Origin of the sequence: Pseudomonas sp. S150 (genome assembly GCF_004526365.1) — a bacterium.
GTDB lineage: Bacteria > Pseudomonadota > Gammaproteobacteria > Pseudomonadales > Pseudomonadaceae > Aquipseudomonas > Aquipseudomonas putida_A.
In genome coordinates this window covers 3,859,616-3,876,408 of the sequence record NZ_CP038207.1, presented here as the reverse complement: position 1 = coordinate 3,876,408, position 16,793 = coordinate 3,859,616, and the positions used below count along the sequence as shown (strand labels likewise).

The 16,793-nt window shown below is 54.0% G+C and carries 15 protein-coding genes and 1 pseudogene; 4 read left to right on the top strand and 12 right to left on the bottom strand.

Annotated elements, in window-relative coordinates:
* Window positions 1-110 precede the first annotated feature (110 nt).
* On the bottom strand, window positions 111-452 hold the full coding sequence (locus tag E3Z29_RS17690) for a DUF2834 domain-containing protein (protein WP_134786484.1): 342 nt from the start codon (window positions 450-452) through the stop codon (window positions 111-113).
* A 348-nt stretch (window positions 453-800) separates the two neighbouring features.
* On the opposite strand from E3Z29_RS17690, the pseudogene ilvA reads away from it, so the two are divergent.
* A pseudogene (gene ilvA, locus E3Z29_RS17685) lies at window positions 801-1,796 on the top strand (threonine ammonia-lyase, biosynthetic); the annotation flags it as partial.
* Between the two features lie 30 nt (window positions 1,797-1,826).
* Here ilvA and E3Z29_RS17680 read toward each other — a convergent pair.
* Both E3Z29_RS17680 and eco read right to left on the bottom strand, forming a co-directional pair.
* Window positions 1,827-2,132, bottom strand: coding sequence for an NIPSNAP family protein (locus tag E3Z29_RS17680; RefSeq protein ID WP_003225174.1), 306 nt, complete (start codon window positions 2,130-2,132; stop codon window positions 1,827-1,829).
* 21 nt (window positions 2,133-2,153) lie between these two features.
* On the bottom strand, window positions 2,154-2,639 hold the full coding sequence (gene eco, locus E3Z29_RS17675) for a serine protease inhibitor ecotin (RefSeq protein WP_096796565.1): 486 nt from the start codon (window positions 2,637-2,639) through the stop codon (window positions 2,154-2,156).
* Window positions 2,640-3,009: 370 nt separating this feature from the next.
* On the opposite strand from eco, the gene E3Z29_RS17670 reads away from it, so the two are divergent.
* Window positions 3,010-3,279 (top strand): DUF1652 domain-containing protein, encoded by a 270-nt coding sequence (locus E3Z29_RS17670; protein ID WP_007964586.1) that lies wholly within the window; start codon window positions 3,010-3,012, stop codon window positions 3,277-3,279.
* Here the strand turns inward: E3Z29_RS17670 and E3Z29_RS17665 are convergent.
* Window positions 3,276-3,674 (bottom strand): hypothetical protein, encoded by a 399-nt coding sequence (locus E3Z29_RS17665; RefSeq protein ID WP_134786482.1) that lies wholly within the window; start codon window positions 3,672-3,674, stop codon window positions 3,276-3,278. The genes E3Z29_RS17670 and E3Z29_RS17665 overlap by 4 nt on opposite strands.
* A gap of 90 nt (window positions 3,675-3,764) precedes the next feature.
* The gene (locus E3Z29_RS17660; RefSeq protein ID WP_027612725.1) at window positions 3,765-4,034 is read right to left on the bottom strand and encodes a DUF2790 domain-containing protein; all 270 of its coding nucleotides are present in this window, start codon (window positions 4,032-4,034) and stop codon (window positions 3,765-3,767) included.
* Between the two features lie 491 nt (window positions 4,035-4,525).
* Here E3Z29_RS17660 and E3Z29_RS17650 point away from each other — a divergent pair, with 491 nt between their 5' ends.
* Window positions 4,526-4,822: a hypothetical protein gene (locus E3Z29_RS17650; RefSeq protein WP_047597132.1), complete on the top strand. Its 297-nt coding sequence runs from the start codon at window positions 4,526-4,528 to the stop codon at window positions 4,820-4,822.
* Between the two features lie 72 nt (window positions 4,823-4,894).
* Here the strand turns inward: E3Z29_RS17650 and E3Z29_RS29680 are convergent, their stop codons facing one another.
* The 5 genes from E3Z29_RS29680 to E3Z29_RS17625 form a co-directional block, all read right to left on the bottom strand.
* The gene (locus E3Z29_RS29680) at window positions 4,895-5,851 is read right to left on the bottom strand and encodes a hypothetical protein (protein ID WP_256662014.1); all 957 of its coding nucleotides are present in this window, start codon (window positions 5,849-5,851) and stop codon (window positions 4,895-4,897) included.
* 548 nt (window positions 5,852-6,399) lie between these two features.
* Window positions 6,400-7,365: a tetratricopeptide repeat protein gene (locus E3Z29_RS17640; RefSeq protein ID WP_134786481.1), complete on the bottom strand. Its 966-nt coding sequence runs from the start codon at window positions 7,363-7,365 to the stop codon at window positions 6,400-6,402.
* The gene (locus tag E3Z29_RS17635; RefSeq protein ID WP_134786480.1) at window positions 7,362-10,451 is read right to left on the bottom strand and encodes a hypothetical protein; all 3,090 of its coding nucleotides are present in this window, start codon (window positions 10,449-10,451) and stop codon (window positions 7,362-7,364) included. Before E3Z29_RS17635 ends, E3Z29_RS17640 begins: the two co-directional genes overlap by 4 nt.
* A 5-nt stretch (window positions 10,452-10,456) precedes the next feature.
* The gene (locus E3Z29_RS17630; protein WP_098964123.1) at window positions 10,457-11,299 is read right to left on the bottom strand and encodes a DUF4123 domain-containing protein; all 843 of its coding nucleotides are present in this window, start codon (window positions 11,297-11,299) and stop codon (window positions 10,457-10,459) included.
* On the bottom strand, window positions 11,290-13,359 hold the full coding sequence (locus tag E3Z29_RS17625) for a type VI secretion system tip protein VgrG (RefSeq protein WP_134786479.1): 2,070 nt from the start codon (window positions 13,357-13,359) through the stop codon (window positions 11,290-11,292). The genes E3Z29_RS17630 and E3Z29_RS17625 overlap by 10 nt, the downstream gene beginning before the upstream one ends.
* Before the next feature lie 374 nt (window positions 13,360-13,733).
* Here E3Z29_RS17625 and E3Z29_RS17620 point away from each other — a divergent pair, with 374 nt between their 5' ends.
* A complete protein-coding gene (locus E3Z29_RS17620) occupies window positions 13,734-15,035 on the top strand; it encodes an OprD family porin (protein ID WP_134786478.1) in 1,302 nt (433 codons plus the stop codon).
* Window positions 15,036-15,178: 143 nt separating this feature from the next.
* Here the strand turns inward: E3Z29_RS17620 and E3Z29_RS17615 are convergent, their stop codons facing one another.
* Window positions 15,179-15,796, bottom strand: a complete 618-nt coding sequence (locus tag E3Z29_RS17615; RefSeq protein ID WP_372241192.1) for a hypothetical protein — start codon at window positions 15,794-15,796, stop codon at window positions 15,179-15,181.
* A gap of 46 nt (window positions 15,797-15,842) precedes the next feature.
* A complete protein-coding gene (locus tag E3Z29_RS17610; protein ID WP_134786476.1) occupies window positions 15,843-16,781 on the bottom strand; it encodes a carbohydrate kinase in 939 nt (312 codons plus the stop codon).
* Window positions 16,782-16,793: the final 12 nt, after the last annotated feature.

Here is a 16,793-nt window from a genome sequence, read left to right as displayed (position 1 = left end):
GCAAGCCCGCTCCCACAGTGGATTGCGGGTTGGCAGGGGATCTGTGCCTGATACAAATCCCTTGTGGGAGCGGGCTTGCTCGCGAAAGCTATTTCAGCAGCACCGGAGGCTCAGGATAAGCCCGCTGGATCTGGCACAATCACTTTCCGGCGCTCCCGAACCCCACGCACCACCAGATACAACAACGGCCCAATCGACACAAACACCGCCGTCAGCAACAGATACGGCACCACCGACCAGATCGACATTCCTCGCGCTCGCGCATCCTTGACCATCCATACCCCGGCCAACGTCGCCAGCAGATACAGATCAATCACCACCTGCGCCGTGTCCGGACGCGACATCAGGCTGATACCGAAGTCGATCAACGACTGTTCGGCCTGGAGCATCACCGATACGGTGTAGCCAGTAAACGCAATCAACGCAGTGAGGGGCAGGGCGACAGACATCATGCATTCCTTCCTTGGGGTGATGAGCAGAATCGCCAGCCTACCTTGGCGTCCGCAAATAAGCCATTGACTCGCCGGCCGCCGCCGGGCTAATTTCAGGCCCATGACTTCCACCGTATTGCGCTGCCAGCCAAGCATTATTACCGCCATTCCTCATTTGGCGGGCTAGCTCACGACTGCAGCACCCAACCCGCCCTAGAGGCGGGTTTTCATTTTCTGTCTCCAGGGTTTTAACAACGATGGCTCCCTGTAGGAGCTGCCGAAGGCTGCGATCTTTTGACTTTGTTTTACTCAAAAAAACAAGATAAAAAGATCGCAGCCTTCGGCAGCTCCTACACAGAGCGCCCGGAGATGACGATGAAATACAGCCCCGACCAGCAAGCCCTGCTTGAGCAGTACGTGAAAAGGATCCTCGCCGCGCCGGTCTACGACATTGCCGTGCGTACGCCGTTGCAGGCGGCGCCGGCGCTGTCCGAGGCGCTGGGCAACCGGATCCTGCTCAAGCGCGAAGACCTGCAACCGACGTTCTCCTTCAAGATCCGTGGCGCCTACAACAAGCTGGTGCAATTGAGCGATGCGCAGAAAGCACGCGGGGTGATCACCGCCTCGGCGGGCAATCATGCCCAAGGCGTGGCTCTGGCAGCGCGGGAGCTGGGGATCGCGGCGACCATCGTCATGCCCTCGACCACCCCCGAACTCAAGGTGCTTGGGGTACGAAGTCGGGGTGCCGAGGCGCTGCTGCACGGCGAGAGTTTTCCGTTTGCCCTGGCCCATGCGCTGCAACTCGCCGAGCAGACCGGGCGCACCTTTGTCTCTCCATTCGACGACCCGGACGTGATCGCCGGCCAAGGCACGGTTGCCATGGAAATCCTCCGTCAGCATCAGGGGCCGCTGGATGCGATCTTCGTTCCGGTGGGCGGTGGCGGTCTGATCGCCGGCATCGCGGCGTACGTCAAATACCTGCGTCCGGAGGTGCGGATCATCGGTGTCGAATCGGAGCACTCGGCCTGCCTGAAGGCGGCGCTGCAAGCGGATGCGCGCGTTGTGTTGCCCAGTGTCGGAACGTTCGCCGATGGCGTGGCGGTGGCGCAGATCGGCGCTTATGGTTTTGAGGTGTGCCGGTTCTGCGTGGACGAGGTGGTCACCGTCAGCAATGACGAGCTGTGCGCGGCGATCAAGAATATCTACGACGATACCCGCTCGATCACCGAGCCTTCCGGGGCATTGGCGGTGGCCGGTATCAAGCAATACGTGGCGCGCAGCGGTGTTCGCGGGCAGACCTTCGTCGCGATCGACTCCGGCGCGAATATCAACTTCGACAGCCTGCGCCACGTCGCCGAGCGCGCCGCGGTGTGCGGCGTCCCGGCGTGATACCGCTCAGGGCAGCAGTGGGCGCAGGAAACTGCGCTCGTAGCTGACGATGAATTTCTTCTGCACCAGTGATTCCACCAGCGCCGTGCTTTCCGGGTCGGTCAGCGCGATGTGCCGGTAGCTTTCGTAATCGGCCAGCGAAGGAAAGCTGAACAGGCAATAAGCGATGTTGCTCGCGCCCTCGGAGGGCAGGAAATAGCCGTGATGCGTGCCGCCCAAGCGCTCGACGATGCCCAGCCAGGCCTTGGCGTAGGCCTCGAATTCGGTCAGTTGGTACGGATCGATCACGTATCGCACATGGCAAGTAATCAAGATTGGCGCTCCCTGTTCAGGTCATTCCGCGATGGCAGTGCCGACCTTGTCCGAAGCAGACCAGATGCGATAGCGCACCTCGACATCTTTCGGGGCGTAGATCACCAGTGGCAGCTTGCTGTTGTAGCGCAGCATGAAGCCGTCACCGACAACCGGGACAAAGGCGCGTTTCTTCGCGGTGCCGGGTGGGCAGGCCATCAGCGTACTCATCGGGCCGATGACTTTTTCCAGGCGGTAGAACGGATAGCCCCAGCCTTCGAGGTTTTTCTCGTCCAGAGCGCCGCCCAGGCGCTGGCGATTGCAGTCGACTTCCAGGGTTTTGCCGGCGAGCACTTCAACCTGGAAGTTCTCCTCCTGATCCTGTTTGGGCAGGTAGATGACTTGGCGGGTGAAGCCGTTTTCCGCCTTGGGATACGGCGCGACGTCTTCGAGTTTGGCCGCGTGGGCGAGGGTAGACAGGCCGGCAACGAGCAGACCGATTGTCGCGCGAGCGCGTAAAGAACCCATGAAAGCCTCCTGGCGGGTGTAGGGTGGATGTCGGGCATTCTCACTATCATCAGCGATGAATGCAAACCGGCGTCGACTTGCAAATTGCAGTGCTCAGGAGGGTCGATCTTGCATTTTGCAACTGGCCAACTGCTGGCCAGCGCGCCAAGTGCTTGATTTCATGAGGGTCGAAATGACCCGATGAAAGGCACGTTTTATGCGTCGCTTTGGTGCAGCGCACCGGCTTCGGGCGCCTACACTCCAATGGGCATTTCGCAGTACAACCGTTTGCCGCACCAGGGAATCAGCGGGGACACACCCGTGCAGGGGCAGCAAAAGCGGTCAACGTGAAGAGTTGATTGGCAGTTTCATCAATAAGGAGAGGTTCACCATGTTTCTGTCTGCCTTGGAACTACGCAATATCATTGAAAGCAGTTTTCTGCCTAAACGCTGCCAGTGCACGCTGTCGCCAGACCTGTCGATGACCGTCAAGGTCTTCGGTGACCACCAGACTGACCAGGTTGATCTGCACGTCAGCGGTATCGACGCCAGCCATCTCAATGGCTGTCGCGAGATCAACGAACTGATTGCCGGCCTGCGTTCGGATCTGGCGCAACAAACCACGCCACAGCATTACAGTCCTCGCTCCAGAGCGCTTTAACTCACCGTTTCACCCAGTTCGACCGTCACGCGCCGGGCCTGCACAAAGCCAAGGCCCAGCGCGAACTCGACCAGCACCGCGAGCAGAATCCCGGGGCCAGCATGGCCGTTCAGCCATTCGCCAAAACCCAGTACCGCCAAACCAAAACAACCGACGATAAACCCGTTACTCAGCGCATTGCGACCCAGCGACGGCGGCGCGCTGCGCACCAGATAAAACATCACCCCCAACGCCGCAAACAGCACCGCACTGCGCCGCGCTACAAAACCGGCAGCGAACGAATACTCAATGCTCCAGATCGCCAGCAACACCTGCGGGAAAAAGCCCCAAGCCAGCGCGAGCACGAAACACAACAAAGACGTGATGATCGACAACGTGCGAAACGACAACTGCATGGCGAGTCCTTGCGGCAGTGAGAAGTGACCCCGAGCATAACCCGCGAACCCTTCACCGCCTACCGCAAAGCCGCAAATCAGAGCCTTCTGTCAGTTCTGGAAGCTGCAGGCGTCAGACATTTTCCGGTAGGTGATTTCCGCCGGCTTGCCTGCATTGTCGATGTACTTCATGTCAGCGGTGATGACCTTGCACTGCTGAGTCTGTGGCTCGGTCAGGGAAATCACTTTGTTCACATGCAACGGCATGCCGTACTGATAGGGAACGGGCTGGGTAGCAGCGTTGGTGTCATTGGCCTGAGCCAGCCCGGCGAATGCGCTGCAGGCGAGGGCGGAGGTGAGCAATAGCGTGCGAATGTTCATGAATCGGACTCCCGTGCGACGGAATAAGCGTTCGGCGCCTTACGGCCGAACCTGCCGCACTCGGCGCCAGCCAGGGGCTGAGGTGTGCGGTTCAGTAAAGTCTTGGACTGCGGCGTTAAGCGATGGTTAACCTCGCTGAACGCCGGCTGTCTGGCAGAGGGATGATTTCTCGGGAATGCGGTGCCGATTCCTACAAGGATGGATGCTTTGTCTGCTTCCGGCGGCGGGAACGGGGCGGTTATGGTTTGGCGTCGCTGCAAAATCAGCGATTCGGGTTTGGTCACCTGAGCACGACACCATTGCAGATGTGCCATCATTTTCGCTGCGGACTTCTATGTCTTTGCAGTGCGCTGTTATGGCGGCTGTGTGCAGGGCGCCTTCGGGCGAGCTGAGTTTTGGCGTTGTCTCAGTTGACCAATCCTGCATGCGGCCGCCTCCCACTGTTTGGTCACGGTACTGGCGGTTACTTTCTAAAATATCGAGTAATCAAAATGCCAATACTAAACCCGCTCCCAAACCGCTATCACCCGCTCAACAGCGGCGTCACCGACAGCGCGCCAATGGTCATCGACACCCAAGCCAACCCCCAAGACATCCTCGAGTCCGCCGTCCAGCGCATCCGCGCGTGCAGCGACCTGCTCGAAACCCTGCATTGCATGTGCTTCCGCCATGGTGATGTTCAGGACATTCCACACATTACCCATGCGCTGTACTTGCTGGCGCAGGACGGCAATGATTTGCTGCAGGTGGCACAGCAGCAGATGCTGGATTGGAAGGCGCCGGTTTGATTCGCAATTGACAGACGTAGACGCGGGTAGGGAGTGAGACTCGCCCGTGTTCAACGTAGCAAAGCCTCAGACTCAAACGGAAAAGCCGCGCTCGCGCTCTAAATCAATCAGTCTCGTGGTGGGGCCATCAGATCGTAGTCTTTCGGTAACAATTTCAGGCCAGCGATTACGTGAACGACGCTTTGCCCTCTCATATACAAATTCCTGGATCTTATTGGAAGGGTAAAAAATGATGTTGCTTATTAGCATTAGTGCGTCAGTGCCGGTAAGGAAATTTTTTCCGCCACTAGCTTCTTTTTTGTTTTGGATTATTTTTCGCCAGGCACTTAAATTTTCAGACTGCTTTAGATTTAATGCTAATTGGCTTTTCACAAACTCATCCGACTCGCTATGTTCTCCATTGTGGTCGAACCAAGGCCCATTGTTCATGTAGGAGCGAATGTATTCCCAGAATCCTTTTTGCATGTTTAATGATTTACCTGCTGGGGCGCCTAGGCTGACCATAATTGAGTTTTCAGGCTCTCCCAGTCGTTTCATCAATACTTCGAGTGAAGCGTGTCGAATGTTACCAGAGTAGATACCTACAATGTCAAACTCGAAGGCAACGGCTTCTATTCCTCGCCATGGTGTGTGGTAAAGTTCGCCATCGTTATCGAAGTAAATTTCTTTAATTCTTCGGTTGAAGATCACAGGAAGCGGCAGTTTTCGTCTCGCTTCAATAACAATCGGCACTGTGAATAAAGGTATGCCCAGGATTAACATCCAAGCAACACCATCCCATTTGCCGAGCAGCGCCATCCACACTCCAATAATAAGTGCAATTAAGGCTGAAACTCCTCCAAGGAGTCCGCTGAGTAAGCCGCGGTTTTGGTCTGTGCCAGTTTTTAGCGATAAATAATTTTCTGTGTGTTCATCAGTTATAAAAAGCTCTAGAGGCTTTTGCCCTGTCGGCGTGTGTTCATTGAGAGTCTCCGCAGGGGCGTTGCCATATTTGGCGATTATTTTTTGCATTGCTTCTTTTAGAACCATACCAGTTCCTTGATTTCGATGGGCGGTAACGTCATGCCTTCTAATGGGGAGTAAAAAAGCTGTCCATTAATATTGTTGATGGCTCTACCTTCGCGATCCAGATGATACACGCGTCTATATGTTGCGACCCATGGTTCTGTGCTGTCGTTCAAGGCGCAAATGCTGTAGGGTTATTTTGCCGCGCAGACGCTTCGTACCATGTTTTTGGTATATGCGTTCCTATAGTTGCTTTTCGCTAAAAGTGCTTCTCCTGAATAGTGCTGTGAGCCCTCGATTCCAGGCTGCGCCTGTTGCTAGTTTAGATATGGCGGAGTCTGTTTATAGTCGATTGTATAAAATTGCCCCAGAAGGTTATTTGCTTGTTTTTGATTGGCTGCGCGGATTCCAACTGTGGAAATAGTATTGCAGCCAAAGATAAAGAGGGGAGTTAATCAAGGGAGGTGCACCCTCCCATTCACAGATGTAAGCGGCGAGATCAACGCTAACAATTTAATAACGGCTTTTTGTGATGTTTTTTTAGTCGGAAAGCTCATCTTCGAGATCGTGATTTAAAAGCCAAATTCAGGCGTGAAATAAGAAAGAGGAGGATTGGAGGACTTCCAGTCTTTGGTGATTTTCTTTGCTTGATCGATCTCCTTGTTTGACATGCTACTTGCCAATGCCGGTAACTGTTTTTGTGCCAAGTCACCTGGGCTACTGTCACCGAGTTCTGAAAGAAGGCTGAATAGGGCGTAGGATTTTGATTTGTCGACCTCCACGCCATATTTTTTTCCGTGATCCTCAGATGAGAGAGCGGCGGCGTACTCAAACACTGCATCTACATATCCGGTCTTTGCTGAATTTATCAGTGTTTCTCTCGCGGCTTCTGGTTGACCTTCTTTCGCTAACTCCATAGCCCATTCAAACATCGCAGGAGGGTACCCACCGTCAGACGAGGCCTTGGCCAATTTCATAACGGCTTCTTTACGTTGAGATGGAAATAAAAACCATCCTTCACCCTCTTCGAAGCGATGCGCAAGAAGGCTCTGTGCCAAGGGGGTGCCGGCTTCTGCTGATTTTTTAAGCCATTCGACGTCAGCGGTTGCGTTGTACATCATCAGCAAGCATTTCTTTTCGCCGGCGTCTGCGCATTCTTTCGCGGTTTTACGTGCGGTGTTTATCCAGTATTTTTCATCCTGCTTGCATTCATCCGTCAACGTACAAATTTCTTTGTTCTCACCGAGTCTTAGCATTGAATACACATGACCTTTTGAAGCTGCCTTTTCGTACCAATATTGTGCGTCTTTGGTCATAAAAAGTTTTTGATGGCGTAATGCTTCTGCCAAGTAATATTGGGACTCTATGTCGCCAGCTTCAGCTGATACTTTCAGGTATGGCTCTAATTTGAACCATTGATTTTGATTGTATAGCTCAAGTCCGTGGCTTTTGGCGCTTGCTTGTTCAGGTGTAAGTGCACCAAATGACAGGCTGGGAATTAATGCCAGAAAAAATAAAGCTACAGTTTTATATTTCATTTTTGTCCTGAGTATACTGTTGTGGTTGTGTTGTAAGCGTCTGAGATAAAGCCCAGGGGACTGCTTTCAACGGTAGTGCTGCACAAATGATTTATATGCTGGCCCAAGTTGGCGACGTTTTTCTTGTATTCGGCGCGGCGCAAATCAATGGTCGTTCTCTCGGCTCCTAGTTTTCCGGTTTGCTCCTCCATAAATTTATTCAGGCGATACAAGTTTTTGCAGAAATCAAGTTTTGGCTCTTCGGAGGTTAATCCATGACGGTTCATGCGCGAAACGGCCTCTTCAAACTGACGTTGGGCTTCATTCGGTATCACTGCATTGAAAGGTTGTTTGGTTGGGGACTGAGCAATCCATTCAATACAAAAGCCAATGGCTTGCTGTTGATACATTATCGCCTGAGTTGAGTCAAAGCTCTTGGCGGTAGCCGTATCTGAAGAGTCCGTTGCCTTGAACCCCCGTGGAGTACTACAAAGTGTGTGAAGTAGTGGGCCAATCGCTTCAGGTTGAAGGCCCGCAAACCACTCTTTATAACCCATTTTATCCGGGAAGCTTGCAATGCTGTAGCCAATTAAGCTCGCCCGATTTCCATTCGTCATTGAGTCGTATAGCTGATTAACTCTTGCTTCAGTTTGGGCTGCATAAAAAGCGACGTCTCCCATGGTAACAATACCTAGGAAGGATAGTTTGCTTAAATAGCTAAATGCACTTTCATCAATCCATTCCAATCTATGCATGTCATTTTCAATAAGGGCGGTCCTAATCATCCTTAACCAATCACTTATACTTTTTGCGTCTATTTCAAAGCTGACAGAGCCAGTTGCCCCTAGACCAAAAAATAAAGAAGCTTTAGCATTTAATCTCAAACGGCCGTCTTTCATGCTAATAGAGAATGCACCATGTAGAGACGCGCCTGCGCCACCGGCTACGCTGACTTCAAGTTTTGCGAGTGTGTTCCAGGCATTTGTACGTGCATAGCCAGGGACTGGAGGGGCGGGGCGGATATTTACAGGGGGCTTCCATTTCAATTGTCCTGTTACTTGACAGCCGACTTGAGCGCCGAGAAATAGCTTTACATCGGGTTCGGTTTCTTTAGGTTTCGCAGGGTCTTGGCTTGCATCTTTTACCGTTTCTGTCGCTTTTTCAATGGCGTCATCGGACCCGCTAATTCCCAGTTTTCCGTGTTCGGCGCTGACTTTCAGGTCTCTGGCTAGAATCAAACTAGCGCCTACAAAGCCCCATGCTTTGGCGTTTATTTCTAAATAGTATTCGCCAAGATCCAGGGTTTTTGGTTCACCCTTGTAAGAAATATATTCCAAGGTTACAGGCTTTATGCTTGCCGGGTCAGGTAGCTTTAGATCAAGTATATCCACCTCTCCACGGGCTAAGGAAACTTCCATTCCGATTTCAATGCCCGCTAGCTTCTTATCCTTTAGTTTCGGTCCGCTAATTTCTGCTCTTCCATGTATGCTGGGAGCTGCTCCGCCGCCTAGCATTCTGACAAACATTGCGGCATAGCTATTATCAAAGAGAGCCAGTTGGCGCAAAGTATCGTCTTCGAAGATCATTGCTTGCAAGTTTTCTCCCCATGGTTTTTGGGCCGAAGGAGACCGGATGCTTTTGACTTTGAAGTGTTCCTTGTCAAGGAATTTGAAGAGGCGCTCAGGCTGAAAGAGTCCTTTATCAAACCAATCGGTGTTGATTTCTAATGACTTGCATCCCTTGCCAACCAAGTATTCAGTGAATGCAGCATCTTCATCTGATTTTGCAATGCCCTTAATCTTAGTGTTTTTTAATAGCTCATACATCCCCTTATTTGCATAAGCGCGTAAGTCCATAAGGCTTAGATGGGAAAGGGGTTTGCTAGAAGAGGCCATGCTGACCTCGCGAAGTGGGATGTTAGCCTTCACAAGAGAGTCAACTGGCTTAGGCGTATAGGCTTGCGGATCCCAGAGCAATAATCTGTATGGCTTTACAGCAGTTAAGTTTTTTTCTGCTTGTTGCCGCATCAAACGAGACTTTTCCTGAATCTCTAAATATTTGTTCTGGTTCTCAGTGAAAACTGAAGAGGGCGGTACTGCCCTGTCCCCAGTTGCGGCACACCACTTTTCAAAATCTGCGATAATTTTTTTTATCGTAGAGTCTAACTCTTTATCCAGTTGCATGTAGTCATGAAAGCGTAAGGTACCCGCACGTTGGCTTTCAGGATTGAGGGCGAATTCTGGAGTGGCAATTCCCAGGTCTGCGAGGTCGAGAATGATTTTCGTATATTCCGCTAGGACACTTTCCAAGTGTTCAATGCGCTTGCTAATATCCTCTTTTAATAGTCCGTCGACCTTTTTTTCTTTTTCTGTGCGTTCAAGAAGCTTTTCATAATGGGTGAGTAACTCCCAGATGGGCGCTTCACGCTTCAGGAAAAAGTCGTTTTCTGTAAATGCTTTCTTTTTAGAAGCTTCCCGGTATTTGCAGTAAGTTCCTATGAGGCCGCTAATTTTAATTTCTCGCGGACTGTACAGTCGGCCGTTCTCTTCGATATATCCTTTCGTTAGAGCTTCTTTCCGACCTTTATTTTCAAGTTGCTTTCGTTCTTCTGCTAAAGCGAGAACATCATTGCGAAGAGATAGATTTGCTGCATTTTCTGCCTCGTAAATGTCGATGCGGCGCCTTACTACATCGGTCTGAGCCTTAGCGGTGTCTAATGAGCTCTTGTTGGACGACTCTATCTTATTGATTTGGTCGTCAAGTTCATCAAAGCGTTTCTTGTCTTGTCCGTCTAGAAAAGAAGACAGCGCTGGAGAGGCGAAGCATGCCATTAGGCCGGCCTTGTCTAACTGCTGCATACGTTCGGCGCGATCCGTGACGGCCACTCGTTTCGACATGAGTACGGCGCTTTCTTCGAGTTGGTCCGCCACTTCCTTAGTGATTAACCAGAATTTTCTTTGTGCTGTTACATAAATAATATCTTCATATTCTTTAGCGCAGCCAGTGCCTGGATTATCTCCAAATTTTTCAGTGCTTTTTATTTTAACTTCAGTTGCAGGCTCTAATACTACAGGCGACTGTTTAGGTTGTTCAGTTGAAATTGTCATGGCTTTCATCCCTTAGCCAACGATTCGAGTTGTGCGGTTTTCTCATAAGCCTTTATATCTTTACGCAAAATCTCTTTTGCTTCGGGCATGAGGACAAAATCAGGATCGTTAAGAATCTGAGGAACCAACGATTGCAGGTGAGCCCCCTGATCGATTCCTGATTTAACTAATACATTAAGTTGATAAATGGCTTTTGAAAGATCAAGATCCCTTGCGTCTATATTTTGTTCAAAAGCTTGGTGGTAAATCCAGTACTGCCAACGCAAAGTTTCACTCATATCAAAAAAAACGTCGGGGATTTCTAACGGTAAGTCGGGCGTAGTGGAGGTTGTATTCGTATTTGGGTTGTCCCACCGACCCCATTTAAACTCATTGATGTTGCTATTTGGCAAAAGGGTCCAAACATGTTTGATTGGTCCGTATAATCTAGATTTGAAATTATCGTTTAATGAGTGGTGTAGGCAAGACCAGTTAATGGGGTCGTAATAGCGTGAATACACTAACCCATGTTGGCGGCAATTTTTTGTAAAGAGATACTGCAGGTGTTTGCGAACAGGGGATTCGGCAGCCAACAGAATCCCGCAGCGATCTACCTGTAGCTTTTGCCTGACATTGTCAGGTAGCAATCCTTGTTTTAAGTTCACAAGGATCGGGCTTGCATCCCCTAAGTGGCCGTGCGGAGAGCCTGCGAGTAGCGAACTCACTTCAATGTTATTGTCTTTGTAGAGCTCTTGTAGAATCTCTGGAGAGCGTACGCGATCAGCCAGAAGCCATAGGCTCATTCCAGCTTGAGCACGAGGGTAATCTGTAGGCGCTAATTCGTCACAAGATTTCAACATCAAATGCATGTGCAGTCCCCGCGAGTACAAATTCCATTAGATTGTTTACCGCACACTGGAATTACTTGTACCCCTGCTACGCTGGCTTTTTTAAAATTAATTAAGGCGGTCAACGGTATTTGGGGAACTGGCGATGTCGGAGCATCAAGAGGCAAGTTTGGTGGCAGAATCCCAATCCCGGTTCCCGCCCCCGGCGCCCCACCGGTATTGATCTTCACCTCAGCCCCGCTGATGGTCACCCCACCGGCATCGACCTTCACAAAACTCCCGCCAGCCTTGGCCGTGAGTTCCATACCTCCTTCAACCACCACCTTGTCACCCGCGTGATAGTGAATCTCGGTCCCGGCCTCGACAAACTGCGCCGTACCGACCTTCACATGCTGCGTCACGCCTACCGTCAGGTGGTCATCCGCGCGCATCTCGCTGATGCGATCCAGATGGGTAATCCGGTGTTCCTCAACCTTGAACTCGCTCAGGGCATTGGCCTCAACCGTGTCATGCCGCTCATTCCCCACACGGATCTTCTGGTCGTGCTCGATGTTCTCGTCCCAATCGCGCTGGGCATGGATGTAGATTTGCTCGGCACCCTTTTTGTCTTCAATCCGAAACTCGTTATAGCCCTTGCCGCCCGGGGAGCTGAGGGTTTTGAAGGTGCTGCGGGTTTTGTTCGCCGGCAGGTCGTAGGGGACGACGTTTTCCTTGTGGTACAGGCAGCCGGTGACGAGTGGCTGGTCGGGGTCGCCTTCGAGGAAGGTGACGAGGACTTCCATGCCGATGCGCGGGATGGCGATGCCGCCGTAGGCGGCGCCGGCCCAGCCGCTGGCGACGCGCAGCCAGCAGGTGGTTTTGTCGTCGGACTGGCCGTCGCGGTCCCAGTGGAACTGGACTTTGATGCGGCCGTACTGGTCGCAGTGGATTTCTTCACCGGCCGGGCCGGTGACGACCGCGGTCTGGCTGCCGAGGACTTTGGGTTTCGGGTGTTCGAGGGCAGGGCGGTAGTGCGCGTCCCACGGGGTGGCGAGGAAGCTGTTGCGGTAGCCCTGGTGGAAATCGCTTTTGTTGTCGGTGACGTCGCTGGTGACGTTTTCACCGAGCACTTGCGGTTGTTTGCCTTCGTGGAAGACTTCCAGCAGCAGCCACAAGTCGTTCCATTCAGCGCGCGGGTGTTCGGCCAAGGTCAGGAAGTGGCCGCTGGTCAGGGTCGGTTCGTCACCTTTGCCTTCGGCGAGTTTGTAGTCGCTGCGATGACGTTCGAGGGCGCGGGTCGAGAGGAATTTGCCGCGCTCGCGGGTGGTGAAGCGGCCGGGGTAATCGTAGTCCTCAAGGTCCGGGGCGAACTCGGATTTGACCGCGCCTTCGGGCAGGATCTTCGGTTTTTCGAAGTCGTAGTCGCGGCGGCTGACGCGGGTGGTGCGGGTTTCCAGGCGCAGGTTGAAGCGCTTGATCACCGGTTTATCGGCGCTCATGCCGGAGTCTTGCTGGTAGCTCACGGCCTTGAGTTTGCGGAACACTGTCTGATCGTCGCCGAACACCAGTTTGTGCCCGCTGCTGCTGTGCTGGAAATGGAAGTGAATGCCTTCCTCTTCGCACAGACGCTGGATGAAATGCAGGTCGGACTCGTCGTACTGCACGCAGTAATCGCGCTGCGGGTACTCGGCGTTGAGCTGGAAGCTGTAAGCGTCGGCCAGAATGCCGCGATCTTCGAGGACCTGGGCGATGATCTTCGGCACCGTGAGGTTCTGGAAAATCTGCTGGTCATGGTTGTGCCGCAGATAGGCCAGTTGCGGCACCAGGCTGATGCTGTAGCGGGTCAGGGTCTTGCCGGAATCGCCTTGTTCGATGCGATACACCAGGCCATGAATCTTGCCTTCGCCGGTGGCGCCGAAGGTCAGGACGCCGGGCTTGTGCAGCAACTCTTCGAGTTTGAGGTCGGGGCGGGCGCTGACCAGTTCGAGGTCGAAACGGAAAGGCTCGTTGAGGGCTTCGCGACCAGTGAAGCTCAGCACTTGCAGGTCGGCGGAGGCGCCTTCGAGGGTAAGGGTAATGTGGGTAGCGTTGGCGTCCAGCATGCCTTGAATTCCGTCCATTGAATAAGCAGGTGACGGATGATGGAGGATTAAACCGCCTCGTTCAAGGCGCAAATGCCGTAGAGAGGGGGCCCGCGCTGTATAGGGAAAACCCCTATGACGGCGTTTAAACCCAATGAAATCGGGGGCTTCGCAGTCGTGAGCCCTTGGTCAGCGCATGATTTGAGCCAATCGCAGGCCGAAGAATCGCCAGTCAGTTTCAGACTAAAGTCGCCTTCAACCCGTAAAAGCCATCTGCCATCATTGCAACTCACCCCTGCGTGTCCACTTCTTCCCGGCTGTTTTTGACCCGGGACGGGAGCTATTTTTCTGGCTGACTGCGCCCCGGCGCAAACGCTGTACTGTTGGAGTTTTTCATGCGTCCCCCATTCCCTCTCATCACCCCGCGCCAGTCGTTTGGCTTCGGAGCCGTTGTGCTGTGCGCCGGTTTTGCCGCGCAGGTTCAGGCCAGCGGTTTTCTCGAAGACACCACGGCGAAAATCGAATCGCGCACGGTGTACTTCAACCGCGATTTCCGTGATGGGCATACCTCCAGTGACCAGGGCGCTTCCAAGCGTGAAGAGTCGGCGCAAGGCTTTATTCTGAATCTGCAATCGGGTTACACCGAGGGCACGGTCGGCTTCGGTATCGATGCGCTGGGCATGCTCGGGTTTCAGCTCGACTCCAGCCCCGATCGCAGCAACAGCGGCTTGTTGCCGTCCAGCGGCGAGAACCCGCGCGGCTCGAAGGGCCAGTACGCGAAAATGGGCCTGACCGCCAAGGTCAAGGTTTCGGACACGGTGTTGAAGTACGGCGCACTGCTGCCGGATCTACCGCTGCTCAAGTACAACGACGGCCGCTTGCTGCCGACCATGTTCAACGGCGCCATGCTGACCTCCAGGGAAGTGAAGGATCTGACCTTCATGGCCGCGCGTCTGGACAAGTACACCGCGCGCGATTCCACCGATTCGCAAGACATCCGCGTGCACTGTAAGAACAAGCGCTACGCCTGCAACACTACCGCCGATCATTTCGACATGTACGGCATCGATTACAAGATCAACGATCGCCTGACCGCGCAGTATCACTACGCCGAGCTGGAAGACATCTATCGCCAGCACTTCATTGGCTTGCTCGGCAACCAACCGCTGGGTGACGGTGTGCTGAAGGCCGATCTGCGTTTGCTGAAAAGCGCCGACAGCGGTGATGCCAAAGCCGGCTCCATCGACAACCGCGCCTTGAGCGGCATGCTCTCGTACGGCATCAGCGGCCACACCTTCAGCGCCGGCTGGCAGCGCATGAACGGCGACAATTCGATGCCGTACCTCGATGGCAGCAATCCGTATCTGGTCAACTACGTGCAGGTCAACGACTTCGCCGCGGCGCAGGAACGCTCCTGGCAGCTGCGTTATGACTATGACTTCAAGGCCATCGGCATCAACGGCCTGAGCTTCCTGACCCGCTATGTCAACGGTGATCACATCAAGGTGCCGGGCAGTGATCAGGAGGGCAAAGAGTGGGAACGCGACAGCGAGTTGAAGTACGTGATCCAGACGGGCACGTTCAAGGATGTCAGCCTGCGCCTGCGCAATGCGACTTACCGCACCAACTATGAAAAGTTTGCCCGGGATGTGGATGAGACCCGGTTGATTGTGAGTTACAACTTTTCGGTGTTGTAACTGTGAGGGCTGCAGTGTCTGGATGACCGCCTTCGCGAGCAAGCCCGCTCCCACATTGGATCATGGGTGAACACAAATTTTGTGCTCGGCACTGATCCCCTGTGGGAGCGGGCTTGCTCGCGAAGGCGTCCTCACAGGCTCCCCTACAACCAATGCCAGAACCGGCTCCAGAAGCCGCGATTCAGATCCTCTTTGCACCCGGCATACTGCCGCGCATACACGTCGGAGCGCGCCTGCACCTTGCGTGCAGTCGGCATCAGCCAGGCCTTGCTGGCGTAGGTTTTGTTGCGAAAGCCGCCCCAGCCTTCGTGGTAGTTCAGGTACTGGTTATAGGCGTCGTACTTGTACACGCCGTTGATCGAAGTGGTCTTGTCCATGTACCAGCCGACGAAGTCGATGGCGTCGTCGAAGTCTTCGCGGTCGGCGCCGTGTCGGCCGGTGCTTTTCTGGTAGTCGGACCAGACTTCATCCTTGGCCTGGGCGTAGCCCGAGGCTGTGGTGACCCGGCCCCACGGAATCACCCACAACAGGTATTTGCGCGGGGTCTTGGCGTCGTAGCGGTAGCCGGACTCCTGATACATGATCGCGAAGGGCACCTGGATCGGCACGCCCCAACGCTTTTGCGTGACTTGCGCCGCATCGTACCAGTCGCTTTTCTCGCGGAAGATCGCGCAAATGTCTTCCGGCGAACGCGGCGGCGAGGTGCCGCAGCCGCTGAGTAATCCCGCCAGTATCAAAAGTCCCGCCGTCCGCCCCGACATCAAACCGTCATCCCCATGCGCGCAAAAAGGCCGACAGTCTACGCGCTCAGCTCAACTGGTGACGATAGGGCAAATCCGGACCGGTCTTGCTGCACGTAAGGGCGGCCGCCTGTACGGCAAACCTGAGCATCGCGTCGATCTGCTCGCGGCTGAGTTGTTGAACCCCTTCGACCGAATCCAGTGCTTGCTCGGTCAACCAGGTAATCAGCGCTGCTTGAAAGGTATCGCCGGCGCCGACGGTATCGGCGATTTTCACTGAAACCGCTGGTACCGACCATGAACCGTGAGCACGGCTGAACACCGTTGCGCCTTCGCCGCCACGGGTCAGGAACACCAACTGGCAGCGATGCTGCAGCCAGCCTTCGATCACGCGCTGCGGGTCCTGCTCGGGATACAGCAGGCTCAGGTCTTCGTCGCTGACCTTGATCATGTCGGCCAGTTGCACCAGGGTCGCCACGCGCTGGCGCCACAGGTCGATGTTCGGTTCCGGGTTGAGGCGCACGTTGGGATCGAGAGTGATCAGGCGCTTGCCGCTTTCGCGTTGCACCAGAGTCAACAGGGTGTCGGCGATCGGCTGCACCACCAGCGAGAACGAGCCGATGTGCAGACCACGGACTTCAGCGCCCAGTTGCGGCAGATGGGCGAGGCTTAATTGGCGATCAGCACAGCCCTCGCCGCGAAAACTGTAATGCGGCGAACCGTTGGCGCCGACCGCGACCATCGCCAGCGTGGTTGGCGCGGCGAAGTCGATCAGGTAGTCCGCACGCACACCTTCATCCTGCAGCACCTGCTGCAGACGTCGGCCGAGATAGTCGGTAGACAGCCCGGCAAACAGCGCCGAATCCACGCCCAGACGGCGTAAGCCGACCGCGACGTTGAACGGCGAGCCGCCGGCAATCGCCTTGAAATTGACTTTCGAGGCCAGACCTCTGGCATCGTCTTCGCTGAAGAAATCGAACAGGGCTTCGCCACACACCAAATACATAATTGTTTGCTC